General features: G+C 55.4%; 12 protein-coding genes and 1 pseudogene. 10 read left to right on the top strand and 3 right to left on the bottom strand.

What is annotated here, in order from left to right; genetic code table 11:
* Positions 1-2 precede the first annotated feature (2 nt).
* The 9 genes from ilvN (at position 3) to CAter10_RS14975 (ending at position 8,454) form a co-directional block, all read left to right on the top strand.
* Positions 3-494 carry an acetolactate synthase small subunit gene (gene ilvN / locus CAter10_RS15015; protein WP_061534038.1) on the top strand — a complete coding sequence of 164 codons (492 nt, stop codon included), beginning with the start codon at positions 3-5 and terminating at the stop codon, positions 492-494.
* 92 nt (positions 495-586) lie between these two features.
* On the top strand, positions 587-1,603 hold the full coding sequence (ilvC, locus tag CAter10_RS15010; protein WP_061534037.1) for a ketol-acid reductoisomerase: 1,017 nt from the start codon (positions 587-589) through the stop codon (positions 1,601-1,603).
* 463 nt (positions 1,604-2,066) lie between these two features.
* Positions 2,067-3,017: an ion transporter gene (locus CAter10_RS15005; protein ID WP_061534036.1), complete on the top strand. Its 951-nt coding sequence runs from the start codon at positions 2,067-2,069 to the stop codon at positions 3,015-3,017.
* Positions 3,018-3,195: 178 nt separating this feature from the next.
* Positions 3,196-3,960, top strand: coding sequence for an SIMPL domain-containing protein (locus CAter10_RS15000; RefSeq protein WP_061535383.1), 765 nt, complete (start codon positions 3,196-3,198; stop codon positions 3,958-3,960).
* Positions 3,957-4,148, top strand: coding sequence for a hypothetical protein (locus CAter10_RS14995; protein WP_061534035.1), 192 nt, complete (start codon positions 3,957-3,959; stop codon positions 4,146-4,148). Before CAter10_RS15000 ends, CAter10_RS14995 begins: the two co-directional genes overlap by 4 nt.
* Before the next feature lie 428 nt (positions 4,149-4,576).
* Positions 4,577-5,221, top strand: a complete 645-nt coding sequence (locus CAter10_RS14990) for a phosphatidylserine decarboxylase (RefSeq protein ID WP_128083093.1) — start codon at positions 4,577-4,579, stop codon at positions 5,219-5,221.
* A 52-nt stretch (positions 5,222-5,273) separates the two neighbouring features.
* Positions 5,274-6,146, top strand: a complete 873-nt coding sequence (pssA, locus tag CAter10_RS14985; RefSeq protein ID WP_061534034.1) for a CDP-diacylglycerol--serine O-phosphatidyltransferase — start codon at positions 5,274-5,276, stop codon at positions 6,144-6,146.
* A 135-nt stretch (positions 6,147-6,281) separates the two neighbouring features.
* Positions 6,282-6,761 (top strand): peptidoglycan-binding protein LysM, encoded by a 480-nt coding sequence (lysM, locus tag CAter10_RS14980; RefSeq protein WP_061534033.1) that lies wholly within the window; start codon positions 6,282-6,284, stop codon positions 6,759-6,761.
* Positions 6,762-6,903: 142 nt separating this feature from the next.
* A complete protein-coding gene (locus CAter10_RS14975; RefSeq protein ID WP_061534032.1) occupies positions 6,904-8,454 on the top strand; it encodes a 2-isopropylmalate synthase in 1,551 nt (516 codons plus the stop codon).
* Between the two features lie 481 nt (positions 8,455-8,935).
* Here the strand turns inward: CAter10_RS14975 and CAter10_RS14970 are convergent, their stop codons facing one another.
* Both CAter10_RS14970 and CAter10_RS14965 read right to left on the bottom strand, forming a co-directional pair.
* Positions 8,936-9,625 (bottom strand): gamma-glutamylcyclotransferase, encoded by a 690-nt coding sequence (locus tag CAter10_RS14970; protein ID WP_082797937.1) that lies wholly within the window; start codon positions 9,623-9,625, stop codon positions 8,936-8,938.
* 54 nt (positions 9,626-9,679) lie between these two features.
* Positions 9,680-10,027 (bottom strand): hypothetical protein, encoded by a 348-nt coding sequence (locus CAter10_RS14965; protein WP_061537333.1) that lies wholly within the window; start codon positions 10,025-10,027, stop codon positions 9,680-9,682.
* A 188-nt stretch (positions 10,028-10,215) separates the two neighbouring features.
* Here CAter10_RS14965 and CAter10_RS14960 point away from each other — a divergent pair.
* A pseudogene (locus CAter10_RS14960) lies at positions 10,216-11,743 on the top strand (aminotransferase-like domain-containing protein).
* Positions 11,744-11,806: 63 nt separating this feature from the next.
* Here the strand turns inward: CAter10_RS14960 and CAter10_RS14955 are convergent.
* Positions 11,807-12,727, bottom strand: coding sequence for a sugar kinase (locus CAter10_RS14955; protein ID WP_061534030.1), 921 nt, complete (start codon positions 12,725-12,727; stop codon positions 11,807-11,809).
* Positions 12,728-12,735: the final 8 nt, after the last annotated feature.

Genomic DNA, 12,735 nt, shown 5'->3' with positions numbered 1-12,735 from the left:
TCATGCGCCATATCGTTTCTGTATTGCTGGAAAATGAACCAGGCGCGTTGTCGCGCGTGGTCGGCCTGTTTTCCGCTCGTGGCTACAACATTGAGACATTGACGGTCGCACCGACCGAAGACGCCACCCTGTCACGCATGACCATCGTGACAAGTGGTTCGGATGACGTGATCGAACAGATCACCAAGCACCTGAATCGTCTGATCGAGGTCGTCAAGGTGGTCGATCTGACCGAAGGCGCGCATATCGAACGCGAGTTGATGCTGATCAAGGTGCGTGCGGTCGGCAAGGAGCGCGAGGAAATGAAGCGTACCGCCGATATTTTCCGTGGCCGCATCATCGACGTGACAGACAAGTCCTATACCCTGGAATTGACAGGCAACAAGGGCAAGCTGGACGCGTTCATCGATTCGATCGATCGCGCAGCGATCCTGGAAACCGTCCGTACCGGCGGTTCAGGCATCGGTCGCGGCGAACGCATTCTCAAGGTTTAAGCAGGTAAAGAACATCGCGTTGAGATGACGCAAGAAGAGTTGTCACTCAACGTATTCCCATCACTGAATCACATATATACATAGGATTAAAAATGAAAGTTTTCTACGACAAAGACAGCGACCTCTCCCTGATCAAAGGCAAGAACGTTGCCATCATCGGTTACGGTTCCCAAGGCCACGCCCACGCTCAAAACCTGAACGACTCCGGCGTGAAAGTGACAGTTGGCCTGCGCAAGGGCGGCGCATCGTGGGACAAGGCAAAGAACGCCGGTTTGAACGTTGCTGAAGTCAACGACGCGGTCAAGGCCGCTGACGTCATCATGATCTTGCTGCCGGATGAGAACATCGCTCAGGTTTATGCAGAAAACGTCGCACCGTACGCCAAGCAAGGCGCAACGCTGGCATTCGCCCACGGTTTCAATGTGCATTACGGCCAAGTTGTGCCACGTGCCGACCTCGACGTCATCATGATCGCGCCAAAGGCGCCAGGCCACACTGTGCGTGCGACCTACACCCAAGGTGGTGGTGTGCCGCACCTGATCGCTGTTTATCAGGACAAGTCCGGCAGCGCCCGTGACATCGCCTTGTCGTACGCAACCGCCAACGGCGGCGGCCGTGCCGGCATCATCGAAACCAACTTCCGCGAAGAAACAGAAACCGACCTGTTCGGCGAACAAGCCGTTCTGTGCGGTGGCGCAGTTGAACTGATCAAGGCTGGTTTCGAAACCCTGGTGGAAGCCGGTTATGCCCCTGAAATGGCGTACTTCGAATGCTTGCACGAACTGAAGCTGATCGTTGACCTGATCTATGAAGGCGGCATCGCCAACATGAACTACTCGATCTCCAACAACGCTGAATACGGCGAGTACGTCACCGGCCCACGGATCGTTACCGAAGACACCAAGAACGCCATGCGTCAGTGCCTGAAAGACATCCAGACTGGTGAATACGCGAAGAGCTTCATCCTGGAAAACAAGGCTGGTGCGCCAACCTTGATTTCCCGTCGTCGTATCACTGCCGAGCACCAGATCGAACAGGTTGGCGAGCAACTGCGCGGTATGATGCCGTGGATTAAGAAAAACAAGATGGTCGATCAATCGAAGAACTAATTTAGAGCTTTATTGATTGACCGTCAGGCATCATGCAGTAATCGCCTGCAGGCGCTTACTGGGCGGGACGGCGTAAAGCGGTGCTTTACGAAACCCCGTCCAGCCTGCCGTGGATTAAGAAAAACAAGATGGTCGATCAATCGAAGAACTAATTTAGAGCTTTATTGATTGACCGTCAGGCATCATGCAGTAATCGCCTGCAGGCGCTTACTGGGCAGGACGGCGTAAAGCGGTGCTTTACGAAACCCCGTCCAGCCTGCCGTGGATTAAGAAAAACAAGATGGTCGATCAATCGAAGAACTAATCAAAATCGATTAGATTAACTTTGATGACAAAAAGGGACGGCAATGCCGTCCCTTTTTATTGCTCTTTTTAAATGTGAAAATGGAAGCGATTGACCGGCAACCACACATTGATTAGATTGTCATATGATTAATCGCAACGTCTTTATTTAATAGGCAACATGGCAACCAACACTATCGGAAACAGGTTCGGCAAGCCTGATCGCGGCTGGCGCGAGCGTCTGTACACGATTATTTTCGAAGCCGATACCGAGGCCGGTCGGCGGTTCGATACTGCCTTGCTGCTGGTCATCGTGCTCAGCGTGGCAACAGTGATCATCGATAGCGTCGGCGCCGTGCGTTCGCGTGATTTCGTGGTACTCAACATACTGGAGTGGCTATTCACGATATTGTTCACTGTCGAGTATGTGGTACGCCTGCTGTGTGTCAAGCGGCCGCTGCGTTATGCGCTCAGTCTGTTCGGCATCATTGATCTGTTGTCGATCTTGCCGACTTATCTGGCGATCCTGCTGCCGGAGTTCCATTTCCTGATTGACGTTCGCCTGTTGCGCATGCTGCGGGTATTTCGCGTACTGAAGCTGCCGCGCTATTTCGATGAATCACAAGTGTTGTGGCTGGCCCTGCGCAATAGCCGCCACAAGATCATGGTGTTCCTTGGCGTGGTGCTGATCATGAGCGTGATCCTGGGCACCATCATGTATGTGATCGAGGGTCCCGAAAATGGCTTCACCAGTATCCCGGTCGGCATGTACTGGTCGATTGTCACGCTGACGACAACCGGTTACGGCGATATCCATCCGAAAACGCCGCTGGGGCAATTGATTACCTCGTGTGCGATGTTGCTGGGTTACGGCATCATCGCGTTGCCGACGGGGATTGTCGGTGTCGAGCTCGCGATGACGATGATGAAAGGAACGCCGACCACGCGCACCTGCACCAATTGCCTGACTGAGGGGCACGAAGCGGATGCGCTATTCTGCAAGCATTGCGGAGACAAATTAGAGCCGTATCAATACGATGCCGTGGTGGCTGCTTCTGATCCCTCGTCCAATCTGGCCGGTATCAAGGAGCGTATGGAGCGCAACCCAGGTAGCGGCCCTTCAAAAAAATGATGCCGAGGCAAGTGTGCCTGCGCCATTCTCGTCGGTATTGCTTTCGCTGCTGACTGCGGGCAATATTGCCATCGAACTAATTCGACGGAAGACACTCGAAGAGTGCTTGCAATTTTTGTTGTTACACACTCATGGAGGCGCACTGATGGTGCGGCTTCATTTTTTCCTGGAGAATAATATGTCGCGATCACGCAAATTGATGTTGTCGTCCTTACTGGCTGCCACCGGTTTCGCAGCCCATGCCCAGGCCCCCGCGCCGGCGCTGTCCAGCGGCACCTTGGTCATCGTGCCGGCCTACGGCGAAGTCAAGCACGCCAATGACCAGGTGCGGATTACTTTCAATGTCGAAGAACAGGATAAGGACAAGGCGGCTGCCGCTTCGCGCGTCAACCTGAAGATGAAGCAGGGTACCGATATCCTGAAACGCCAGGATCCGCAGGCGATCCTGCAGACGCGCGGCTATTACACCTATCCCGTATATCCGGAAGACCAGCCGCAACCGCGCGGCAGCGCTAACAAGCCACGCCAGCCGACCGGTTGGCGAGTCGGCCAGTACCTGGATGCGACCACGACCAATCTGAACAACTTGCCGAAAACGGTAGCAGCAGTGCAAAGCGTTCTGGGGCTGAACGGCTTGTACTTCGGTTTGAGCGATGCCACCAGCAAGAAACTCGACGATCAGCGGATCGCCGCGACCTACCAGAACCTGACCGAACGGATCGCTTCGATTGCGCGCGCGATGGGGCGCAAGGAGTCCGACGCTGTCATCGATACGGTCGATTTTGAAGGTTCCGGCAATTATGCCCAGGAAGCTGCTGCACCCAAGGCCATGATGATGCGCGCCGCTTCGATGAGTGATGCGGCGCCGGTGGAGGAGCCTAGCTTCGAGCCGGGCGAAACCACGCTGAACATGCGTGTGGTGGGTAAAGTCCGCTTCAAATGAATTCCGGCACCATCTTCTGCACGGTGTTTGCAGCAACGTTTGCATTGAGTGCCTGCAAGCCGTCTGCGCCTCATCCCGAAATATTCAAGACCCAAACCGACGCGCTCGAAAAGGCGAAGGGGGTTGAGAAGCAATTGCAGCAATCCGAGGAGCAGCGTCGAGCGGCGGAAGAAGAGCAGCAAAAGTGACGAAGTGATATAGGGCTGCGGCGTTTATTCGTCGCGGCCCCTCAGCCGGGAAATGGCTGGTATATTGTCTAATTGAAAATTAATCGCCAGTAATTTCACAGGTCAATAAAATCGAGCGAAATGCCTGGCCTTTTTATACAATGCCTAGGCAATGTTTCTTTCGGTGAACGTCGTGTTCCTCTAGTATCATGCAGGCGGTCTGTTTCATCGGCGACCCAGTCATTGACTAATCAGCAAATAATGCAGCGTTGGGCATCGAGTCCGGCTTTACCTTTGGGTTTTGCCGTCAATTTGCTTTAAATTGACCCATAGCCGCCCTTTGACTGGCGATTACAACTGAAATGCAGAAGCTTAGATTTCTTTCCGGCTCGACTAGAACTAAAATAGCCACGCTTTCAAATTTCCAACATTTATCAAGATAATCCGGAGTGCAGTTGAATAATTATCCCCATCCTATTATTGCCCGCGAAGGCTGGCCGTTCCTTGGCATCGCATTTGCGGTTGCGTTGCTGATCACGCTGTTTTCGCCGGTCTGGTCGCTGCCATTCTGGATTATTGCGCTGTTCGTATTGCAATTTTTCCGTGATCCTGCCCGTGTGATTCCACAGCAACCTGGCGCGGTGCTGTCGCCAGCCGATGGCCGTATCGTAGTGGTCGAGAAAACCATGGATCCGTATGCCAATCGCGAAGCATTGAAGATCAGCGTCTTCATGAATGTGTTCAATGTGCATTCGAACCGCGCCCCGGTCGACGGCAAGATCGAGAAGGTCCAGTATTTCCCGGGCAAATTCGTGAACGCCGATCTCGACAAGGCATCGATTGAAAATGAGCGTAATGCTCTGGTCATCACTGCCGCCAATGGCCAGACCGTAACCTGTGTCCAGGTTGCCGGTTTGATTGCCCGCCGCATCCTGTGCTATGTCAAGGTGGCCGATGTGCTGGCGCGTGGCCAGCGCTACGGTTTTATCCGTTTCGGCTCCCGCGTCGACGTTTATCTGCCGTTGACGGCGACACCGAAGGTGGCTGTTGGCGACAAAGTGTCGGCTACTGAAACCATTCTGGCTGAATTTTAAGAATACGTAGTTTGCGTTGTTTGTATTTTGAGTTGATTGAAACGGAACTTACATGGCCACATTCAAGCGCCGTAAAGCGAAAAGCAGTGCCGCGCAGTTCCCCAAGGCACTGCGCCTGAACAAAAATGTCGAGCGCGGCGGGTATGGCGGTGATGAAGTGCCGATGGCGCAAGTGCGGCGTCGGCGCGGTATCTATCTGTTGCCGAATGCGTTCACGACAGCGGCCTTGTTTTGCGGGTTTTATGCGATCGTGATGGCGATGAACCTGCGTTTCGACCAAGCATCGATCGCCATTTTTGTGGCGATGGTGCTGGATAGCCTGGATGGCCGTGTTGCTCGCCTGACCAATACGCAGAGTGAGTTTGGCGCGCAATATGACAGCTTGTCGGACATGGTGTCGTTTGGCGCTGCACCGGCGTTGGTTGTGTACGAGTGGTCTTTGCGCGGCATGGGCAAGCTTGGCTGGCTGGCGGCTTTTGTTTATTGCGCCGGCGGCGCGCTGCGCCTGGCGCGCTTCAATACCAATATCACGGTAGTTGACAAGCGCTATTTCCAGGGTTTGCCAAGTCCTGCCGCCGCGGCGCTGGTGGCCGGTTTTGTCTGGCTGATGGACGATCTGGGTTTTCGCGGCACGTCACTGAGTTGGGCAGCCTGGGCCATCACTTTGTATGCCGGCCTGACCATGGTCAGCAATGTGCCGTTTTACAGTTTCAAGGATATCAACTTGCGCAAGCCGATGCCGTTCATTGCCGCTTTTTTGGTGGTGCTGGCGCTGGTGGCGATCTTCAGCGATCCGTCGAAGGTGTTGTTCGGTTTGTTTGTGTTGTATGGCTTGTCGGGATTCGGCGTTTATTTCTGGCGTTGGTTCAAGGGCAAGCCGGTCAGCATTGTGCAGACGGAACTTGAGCACGACGATAAAGACTAAGAAAGACCTCTCAAACCCTTGAAGTCATGCTTGTGACATATTGGTAAGGTTAAATGTTGTTAAACCTTGCGCTTCGAGCAGCACGGTAACAAGGTAAGTGGCATCATCCTTTTTCAACTTCTACTGGAGAAAAAAATGGGTTTACTTTCTTTTATCAAAGACGCTGGCGAAAAGCTGCTGGGACATAAGCCGGAAGAAGTGGCGGCAGCTCCGAATGTTGAAGAGTTGCAGAATGCGGCGGCAGATGCCATTAAAACCTATGTCGGCACTCAAGGGATCGACACCAGTGGCTTGACGATTGCTTTTGACGCCGCTTCATCGTCGGTCACCGCCAGCGGCGAGGCGCCGGATCAACAGACGCGTGAAAAGATCATCTTGTGCTGCGGTAACGTCAAGGATGTCAAGGATGTGATTGACAATCTGACCGTTGCAGAGGCTGCTGACGAGTCGCAATGGTATGACGTGGTCAGCGGCGATAACCTGTCGAAGATTTCCAAACAATTCTACGGCGATCCGAATAAATACAACGCCATTTTTGAAGCTAACAAGCCGATGTTGAAGAGCGTGGATCTGATTTATCCAGGCCAAAAGCTGCGTATCCCGCCACTGGCTTGATTTCCCTGCTGTAACGTAATAACGACAACAGCCGCCCAGTTTTCACCGGCGGCTTTTTTACGCCCGGATTTTGTTATTTTTATACCGGGATTGGACAAAGTCATTAAAATTAGTGGTTTAGTAGACCAATCAGGAGCACAGCATGGCAGCCAACTCACCCGAAAAACTGATCATATTCGACACCACCTTGCGTGATGGCGAGCAATCGCCCGGCGCTTCGATGACCAAGGATGAAAAAATCCGTATCGCCAAACAGCTGGAGCGAATGAAAGTCGATGTGATCGAGGCCGGGTTTGCCGCCGCTTCCCCAGGCGATTTCGAAGCGATCAAGGCAATCGCCGGGATCGTCAAGGATTCCACCGTCTGCTCGCTGTCACGCGCCAATGATCGTGACATTGCGCGCGCCGCCGAAGCGTTGCAGCCGGCCGAGCGCAAGCGGATTCATACATTCCTTGCGACTTCACCGTTGCATATGGAAAAAAAGCTGCGGATGACACCGGATCAGGTGTTTGAGCAGGCTAAACAGGCAGTGCGCTTTGCCCGCAAGTTTACGGACGATGTCGAATTCAGTCCGGAAGACGGCAGCCGTTCCGATATGGATTTCCTGTGCCGAGTGCTGGAGGCCGTGATTGCCGAGGGCGCTACCACGATCAATTTTGCCGATACCGTCGGTTATGGCGTGCCGGAACTGTATGGCCACATGTTGAAGACGTTGCGCGAACGTATTCCGAATTCAGACAAGGCGATCTGGTCGGTGCATTGCCATAACGACCTTGGCATGGCGGTTGCCAATTCGCTGGCGGGTGTGATGATCGGCGGTGCACGTCAGGTCGAATGCACCATCAACGGCCTTGGCGAGCGGGCTGGCAATACGGCGCTGGAAGAAATCGTGATGGCGGTGCGGACGCGGCGCGATTACTTCAATCTCGATATCGGCATCGATACCACGCAGATCGTGCCGGCTTCCAAGCTGGTGTCGCAGATTACCGGTTTTGCGGTGCAACCGAACAAGTCGGTGGTTGGCGCCAATGCTTTCGCGCATGCATCCGGCATTCATCAGGACGGCGTATTGAAGGCGCGTGATACCTACGAAATCATGCGCGCCGAAGATGTAGGCTGGAGCGCCAACAAGATCGTTCTGGGCAAGTTGTCGGGACGTAATGCATTCAAGCAGCGCCTGGAGGAGTTGGGCATAGCGCTGGATTCCGAGACTGAGGTCAACGCGGCTTTTGCCCGTTTCAAGGAACTGGCGGATCGCAAGTCGGAAATTTTTGATGAGGACATCATTGCGCTGGTATCGGACGAGCAGCAATCGCATGACAACGAATACTATCGTTTTGTGTCGTTGTCGCAGCATTCGGAAACCGGTGAGAAACCTAGTGCGAAGGTGGTGTTTTCGATCGATGGCAAGGAATCCAGTTGCGAGGGCGAGGGTAATGGGCCGGTGGATGCGATCGTGAACGCGATTGAAACCGAGGTGGCGAGCGGCGCTGAGTTGTTGCTGTTTTCGGTGAATGCGATTACCACTGGGACGCAGTCGCAGGGTGAGGTGACGATGCGCTTGTCGAAGTCTGGGCGGATCGTTAATGGTGTTGGGGCGGACCTGGATATTGTAGTGGCTTCGGCCAAGGCTTATTTATCGGCGCTGAATAAATTGCATTCGAAATCGGAGAAGCTGAATCCGCAGTTGTGATGGGGTTTGATACGGGAATCAGTCACCCGTATTTGATGCCACTTGTTGCGTAGGTAAATGAGCAGAGTTAGTTAAATGGGGTCAGAGTTTTTTTCGCGGCTTTTTGCGAAAATTACTCTGACCCCTTTTAACGGGCCACGGAGTGAGTGCAGTGGCGCATTCAGAATCCGCTGTTTCGTCGTTAATTAATACGTTGCTTACTCCGTGGGGACTAGCCGGGAGCGGCCCGGCAGCCGCTCACTTTTTGCTCCGCCCTAGCTGGGCGCCCAAAAAGTAAGCAAAAAGGCGGTCGCACAGCCGTTGCCCGCCGTTGGCGGGTTCTCAAATGAGCCGTGCGCCAGTCGGATGGGACACAAACTCGCTTCGCTCAAACATGTGTCCCATTATTTCCGACTGTCACCCGGCGGGGACCATAGGGAAGGCAACGTCAGCATGCGAAAAGTCAAAGGCAACGGCAACGTCAAAAGCCACTGCGGCCTTGCTATTTTTTGCCACTAATCGGATTCTCACTTGACTCTAACTGCGCCCACAGACGTGCCAGGTAGGGGTCTTGGAAGCCTTCTTTCAGTAGGCCTTCCAGGGTGTGGCGCAGGTAGTCTCGGGCTGGGCCGTACAGGCCGCAGGCGTCGCGCAGGTGGGAGATGACTGTCAGGTCGGGCAGGCGGCCGGCGTAGGCTTCGTGTTGGCGGTTCATGACGAAAGCCAGTGCTTTGATGCGCTGGTTGTTCTGGCCTTTTAGTTGCATCGGCAGCCAGCGCGGCAGGTAGGCGCCAGTCAGCATTTCGCGGCGCCATAGCATTTTCAGTTCCGTTTCAATGCTGACTGCTGGAATTCGAAATGCGATGCCGCTACAGCAGCCGCCACGATCCAGACCCAACACTAAACCTGGATTATCGTAGGTGCCGCGGTTGATGCGCGAATACAGGTAGAAGCCGCGATGATAGCCGTACAGCATCGCGGGTATTCGCTCGGTATGTTCCACCATCGGATTCCAGATCAGCGAGCCGTAGCCGAACAGCCAGACGTCGCCACCGGGATCCGGCAGCGATGCCAGTGCGGCCCGCCAGGACGCCTCCAGCGCCGCTTCGGACAGCAGAGAAGGGGCTATCGGGGTGTTATCAAGGATCGTCCGCAGGCGGTCCTGTTCCAGATCTTCACGCGTGATGCTCATGGCTACAGAATAAGCCAGATCGCGACCTGGCAACAAGTGCTTTGCCGTTGTTTGTCATTCTTTTAACGGTGGCGTTGTGTTTAACCAATGCCAGCAACGCAGCCAGATGGGAAGGGCAGTCGATGGCATCTCGGCAATCACCAAGCCATCGGCGCTTTCCTGGCCGACGGCCTGTAAGCGCAGCCAGCCGTCGCGCTGCAACGCGTGACACTCCCCCGTGCCAATCAGCGACTGTACGGCAGCCGTCAGGCCGAGCCATTGATTGGCGCTTTCGCAGATCAGGATATTGCCTTGTTCCGCAACAATAACGGTACCACGCGTTGCATAGAACATGGTGGCTTGATCGCGACCGAGCCGGATGCGGGATGTGGTGTAGCGGTCGTCGCTGGCGGTGGTTTGCATGGCCATTTCCTTGATGAAGAACAGGTCTCCAGCGTAGTCGTCGTGGACGCGCCGGAACAGGCACAGCGGAGCGCTATCTGTTGCGCAACAGATAGATGCCGGCCTTATCTGTTATCGTCCGATTAGGTTGTTTCTGTATCTGTTCTGTTTTGCCGAGATGCCCCACTATTCAAGCAATCACTATCTTCATGGACCGAACACCTTTATCGATGTCTCCATCTCCCGCATCGTCGCTACTGTACCGGCGCCTGGCTGATCATTATCTGGCGGCGATCCAATCCAAGGCGCTGGCGCCGGGCAACCGCATGCCATCGGTGCGCGACCTGATGCGGCAGCATCAGGTCAGCTTGTCGACCGCATTGCAAGCCTTGCGCCATCTGGAGCAGGGAGGCTGGTTGGAGGCGCGTCCGCGCTCTGGTTATTTTGTGCGTCAGGCGCGCGGCAGGTGTTGCCGTTGAACGACGAGTCAAGTCTTTTGAATCCGACTGTGCCGATGCCGGCTCAATATGTCGGTATTCACGAACGGGTATCGGAGGTTATTGCGCAAGGGCGCAAGCACCCGTCACGTTCGATTTCAGCAGCGCCACCTGCGCGCCGGAACTGTATGCGGTGGAAGCGTTGAAAAATGCTTCTATCCGTGCCTTGCGGCGCCATCCGACCGTGCTGACCAGCATGATGTCGCATAACGGCAACCAGGCTTTTCGGCAAGTGCTTGCCAAGCGCAGCCTGGGGATCGGCATCAAGGTCGTGCCAGAAGAAATCATTGTCACCCACGGCTGCATTGAGGCGATCAACCTGGCGTTGCGTGCCGTGGCGCAGGCGGGCGACATGATTGCCGTCGAGTCGCCGACGTATTACGGGCTGTTGCAGGTGCTGGAAAGCCTGGGCATGCGTGCTCTCGAAATTCCCACCAGTCCGCGCACTGGCATCTCGATCGAGGCGTTGCAACTGGCGGTCGAGACATATCCCGATATCAAGGCGGTGGTGGTGGTGCCGCATCTGCAGAATCCGCTGGGCAGCATCATGCCGGATGCACACAAGGCGCGTTTGGCCGAGCTGTGCGAGCAGCATGGAATGGCTGTAATCGAAGACGATTCGTATGGTGACCTGGTTGCCGATACGACATCGGCAACCGCGTTAAAAGCCTGGGACCGCAGCGGCAATGTGATTTACTGTGCTTCGCTCAACAAGGTGCTGGCGCCGGGCATGCGGCTGGGCTGGATGATTGGTGGGCGCTGGCAGGCGCGGCTTGAAATGCTCAAGTTCGCGCATACCCGCGCCAACGAGGAGTGGGCGCAGATTGCCGCCGCCGATTTCATGGGCTCGTCAGCCTACGATCGTCATTTGCGGCGTTTACGCGAAACGCTGCGGGGGCAGTGCGAACGAACCGCCGAAGCGATCGCTACGCATTTTCCGGCCGGCACGCGGGTCAGCATGCCGCAGGGTGGCACGCTATTGTGGGTGGAACTGCCGCAGCAATTATCGTCGAAAACCTTGTTCGAGGCGGCGTTGCAGGAAGGGATCAAGGTCGCTCCCGGCTTGATGTTTTCCAACTCACATCGCTTCGACCACTTCCTGCGGCTTTGCTGCGGCCAGCCGTTTTCACCGCATATTGAACAGGGGATAAAGCGGCTTGGCGAGATTGTCGGCGAGCTGCTGCACAAGCGCAGTAAAGTTGATGAGACTGCAGTCAAGCAGCTTGTCGTATCCGGATAATAGAAAGGGCGCCAATGCGGCGCCCTTTCTGTTTCCTGCTGAATGCGATGCGAATCGCCGCGACTACTTCGAGTCCAATATCTTTTCCACTTGCGCAGCCAGCGGGATCGGCGCCACGGCACCATAGCCAGTAGTCGACAGGGCCGCACAAACATTTGCGTAACGGGCAGCTGCTAATGGATCGTCGCCAGCTGCCAGGCGCGCAATGAAGGCCCCGCCAAAGCAATCGCCAGCTCCGGTGGCGTCGATCGCATCAACTGTGTAGGCAGGCACTAAACGGCGTTCTTCGCGAGTGGCGACGTAGCAGCCTTCGGCGCCAAGCTTGAAGGCGACCAGGCCGATACCGTATGACAGCAAGGCATCGACAATCGCATCGCGGTCGTCGAGACCGGTCAGGATGCTGACATCGTCCCAGCTCGGCAGGCAGATATCGCACAGCGCGAACGCTTCACGCATTTTTTCTCGGGCACGTTCCAGTGGCCATAATTTCAGTCGCAGGTTGGTGTCGAGCGAAGTACGCACGCCGTGTTTGCGTGCATGCGCCATTGCGGCCAGGCCGGCATCGCAAGCCGATTCGCTGATCGCCAGGCTGATGCCGGACAGGTGCAGCAGCTTGGCGTCGGCGATGGCCTGCAACGGCAGTTGCGCACTGGTGTAACGGCTGGCGGCGGAACCTGCGCGCAGGTAGTCGAAGTGGTGGCCATCCTCGTCGTGCGAAACGAAATAGACGCCACTGGCCGCTTGCTGATCGTGGAGTACATGTGTGGCATCGACTTGTTCGGCCTGCCACAGATTGCGCAGCTGCTGTCCGAAATGATCGTTGCCAAGCGCGCTGATATAGCCGGTTAGTGCGCCTTGGCGCGCTGCGGCGATACAAAAGTTCGAGGTGTCGCCGCCGAAACCCTGCAAATACATGCGTGCATCGTCGGCGCGCTGGTTGAACTCCACCATTGCTTCGCCGTAGGCTAGGATATCTATCGTCATTGCTTTGT

Source organism: Collimonas arenae (assembly GCF_001584165.1).
Classification (GTDB): Bacteria; Pseudomonadota; Gammaproteobacteria; order Burkholderiales; family Burkholderiaceae_D; genus Collimonas; species Collimonas arenae.
The sequence above is the reverse complement of the archived record's forward strand: the minus strand, read 5'-3'. Positions and strand labels throughout refer to the sequence as shown.

Coding starts and splice junctions, on each gene's coding strand:
- CAter10_RS14995 (WP_061534035.1), top strand. CDS start 3,957: ATGAATTCCGGCACCATCTTCTGCACGGTGTTTGCAGCAACGTTTGCA.
- pssA (WP_061534034.1), top strand. CDS start 5,274: ATGGCCACATTCAAGCGCCGTAAAGCGAAAAGCAGTGCCGCGCAGTTC.
- lysM (WP_061534033.1), top strand. CDS start 6,282: ATGGGTTTACTTTCTTTTATCAAAGACGCTGGCGAAAAGCTGCTGGGA.
- ilvN (WP_061534038.1), top strand. CDS start 3: ATGCGCCATATCGTTTCTGTATTGCTGGAAAATGAACCAGGCGCGTTG.
- CAter10_RS14975 (WP_061534032.1), top strand. CDS start 6,904: ATGGCAGCCAACTCACCCGAAAAACTGATCATATTCGACACCACCTTG.
- CAter10_RS14955 (WP_061534030.1), bottom strand. CDS start 12,727: ATGACGATAGATATCCTAGCCTACGGCGAAGCAATGGTGGAGTTCAAC.
- ilvC (WP_061534037.1), top strand. CDS start 587: ATGAAAGTTTTCTACGACAAAGACAGCGACCTCTCCCTGATCAAAGGC.
- CAter10_RS14965 (WP_061537333.1), bottom strand. CDS start 10,027: ATGCAAACCACCGCCAGCGACGACCGCTACACCACATCCCGCATCCGG.
- CAter10_RS14970 (WP_082797937.1), bottom strand. CDS start 9,625: ATGAGCATCACGCGTGAAGATCTGGAACAGGACCGCCTGCGGACGATC.
- CAter10_RS15000 (WP_061535383.1), top strand. CDS start 3,196: ATGTCGCGATCACGCAAATTGATGTTGTCGTCCTTACTGGCTGCCACC.
- CAter10_RS15005 (WP_061534036.1), top strand. CDS start 2,067: ATGGCAACCAACACTATCGGAAACAGGTTCGGCAAGCCTGATCGCGGC.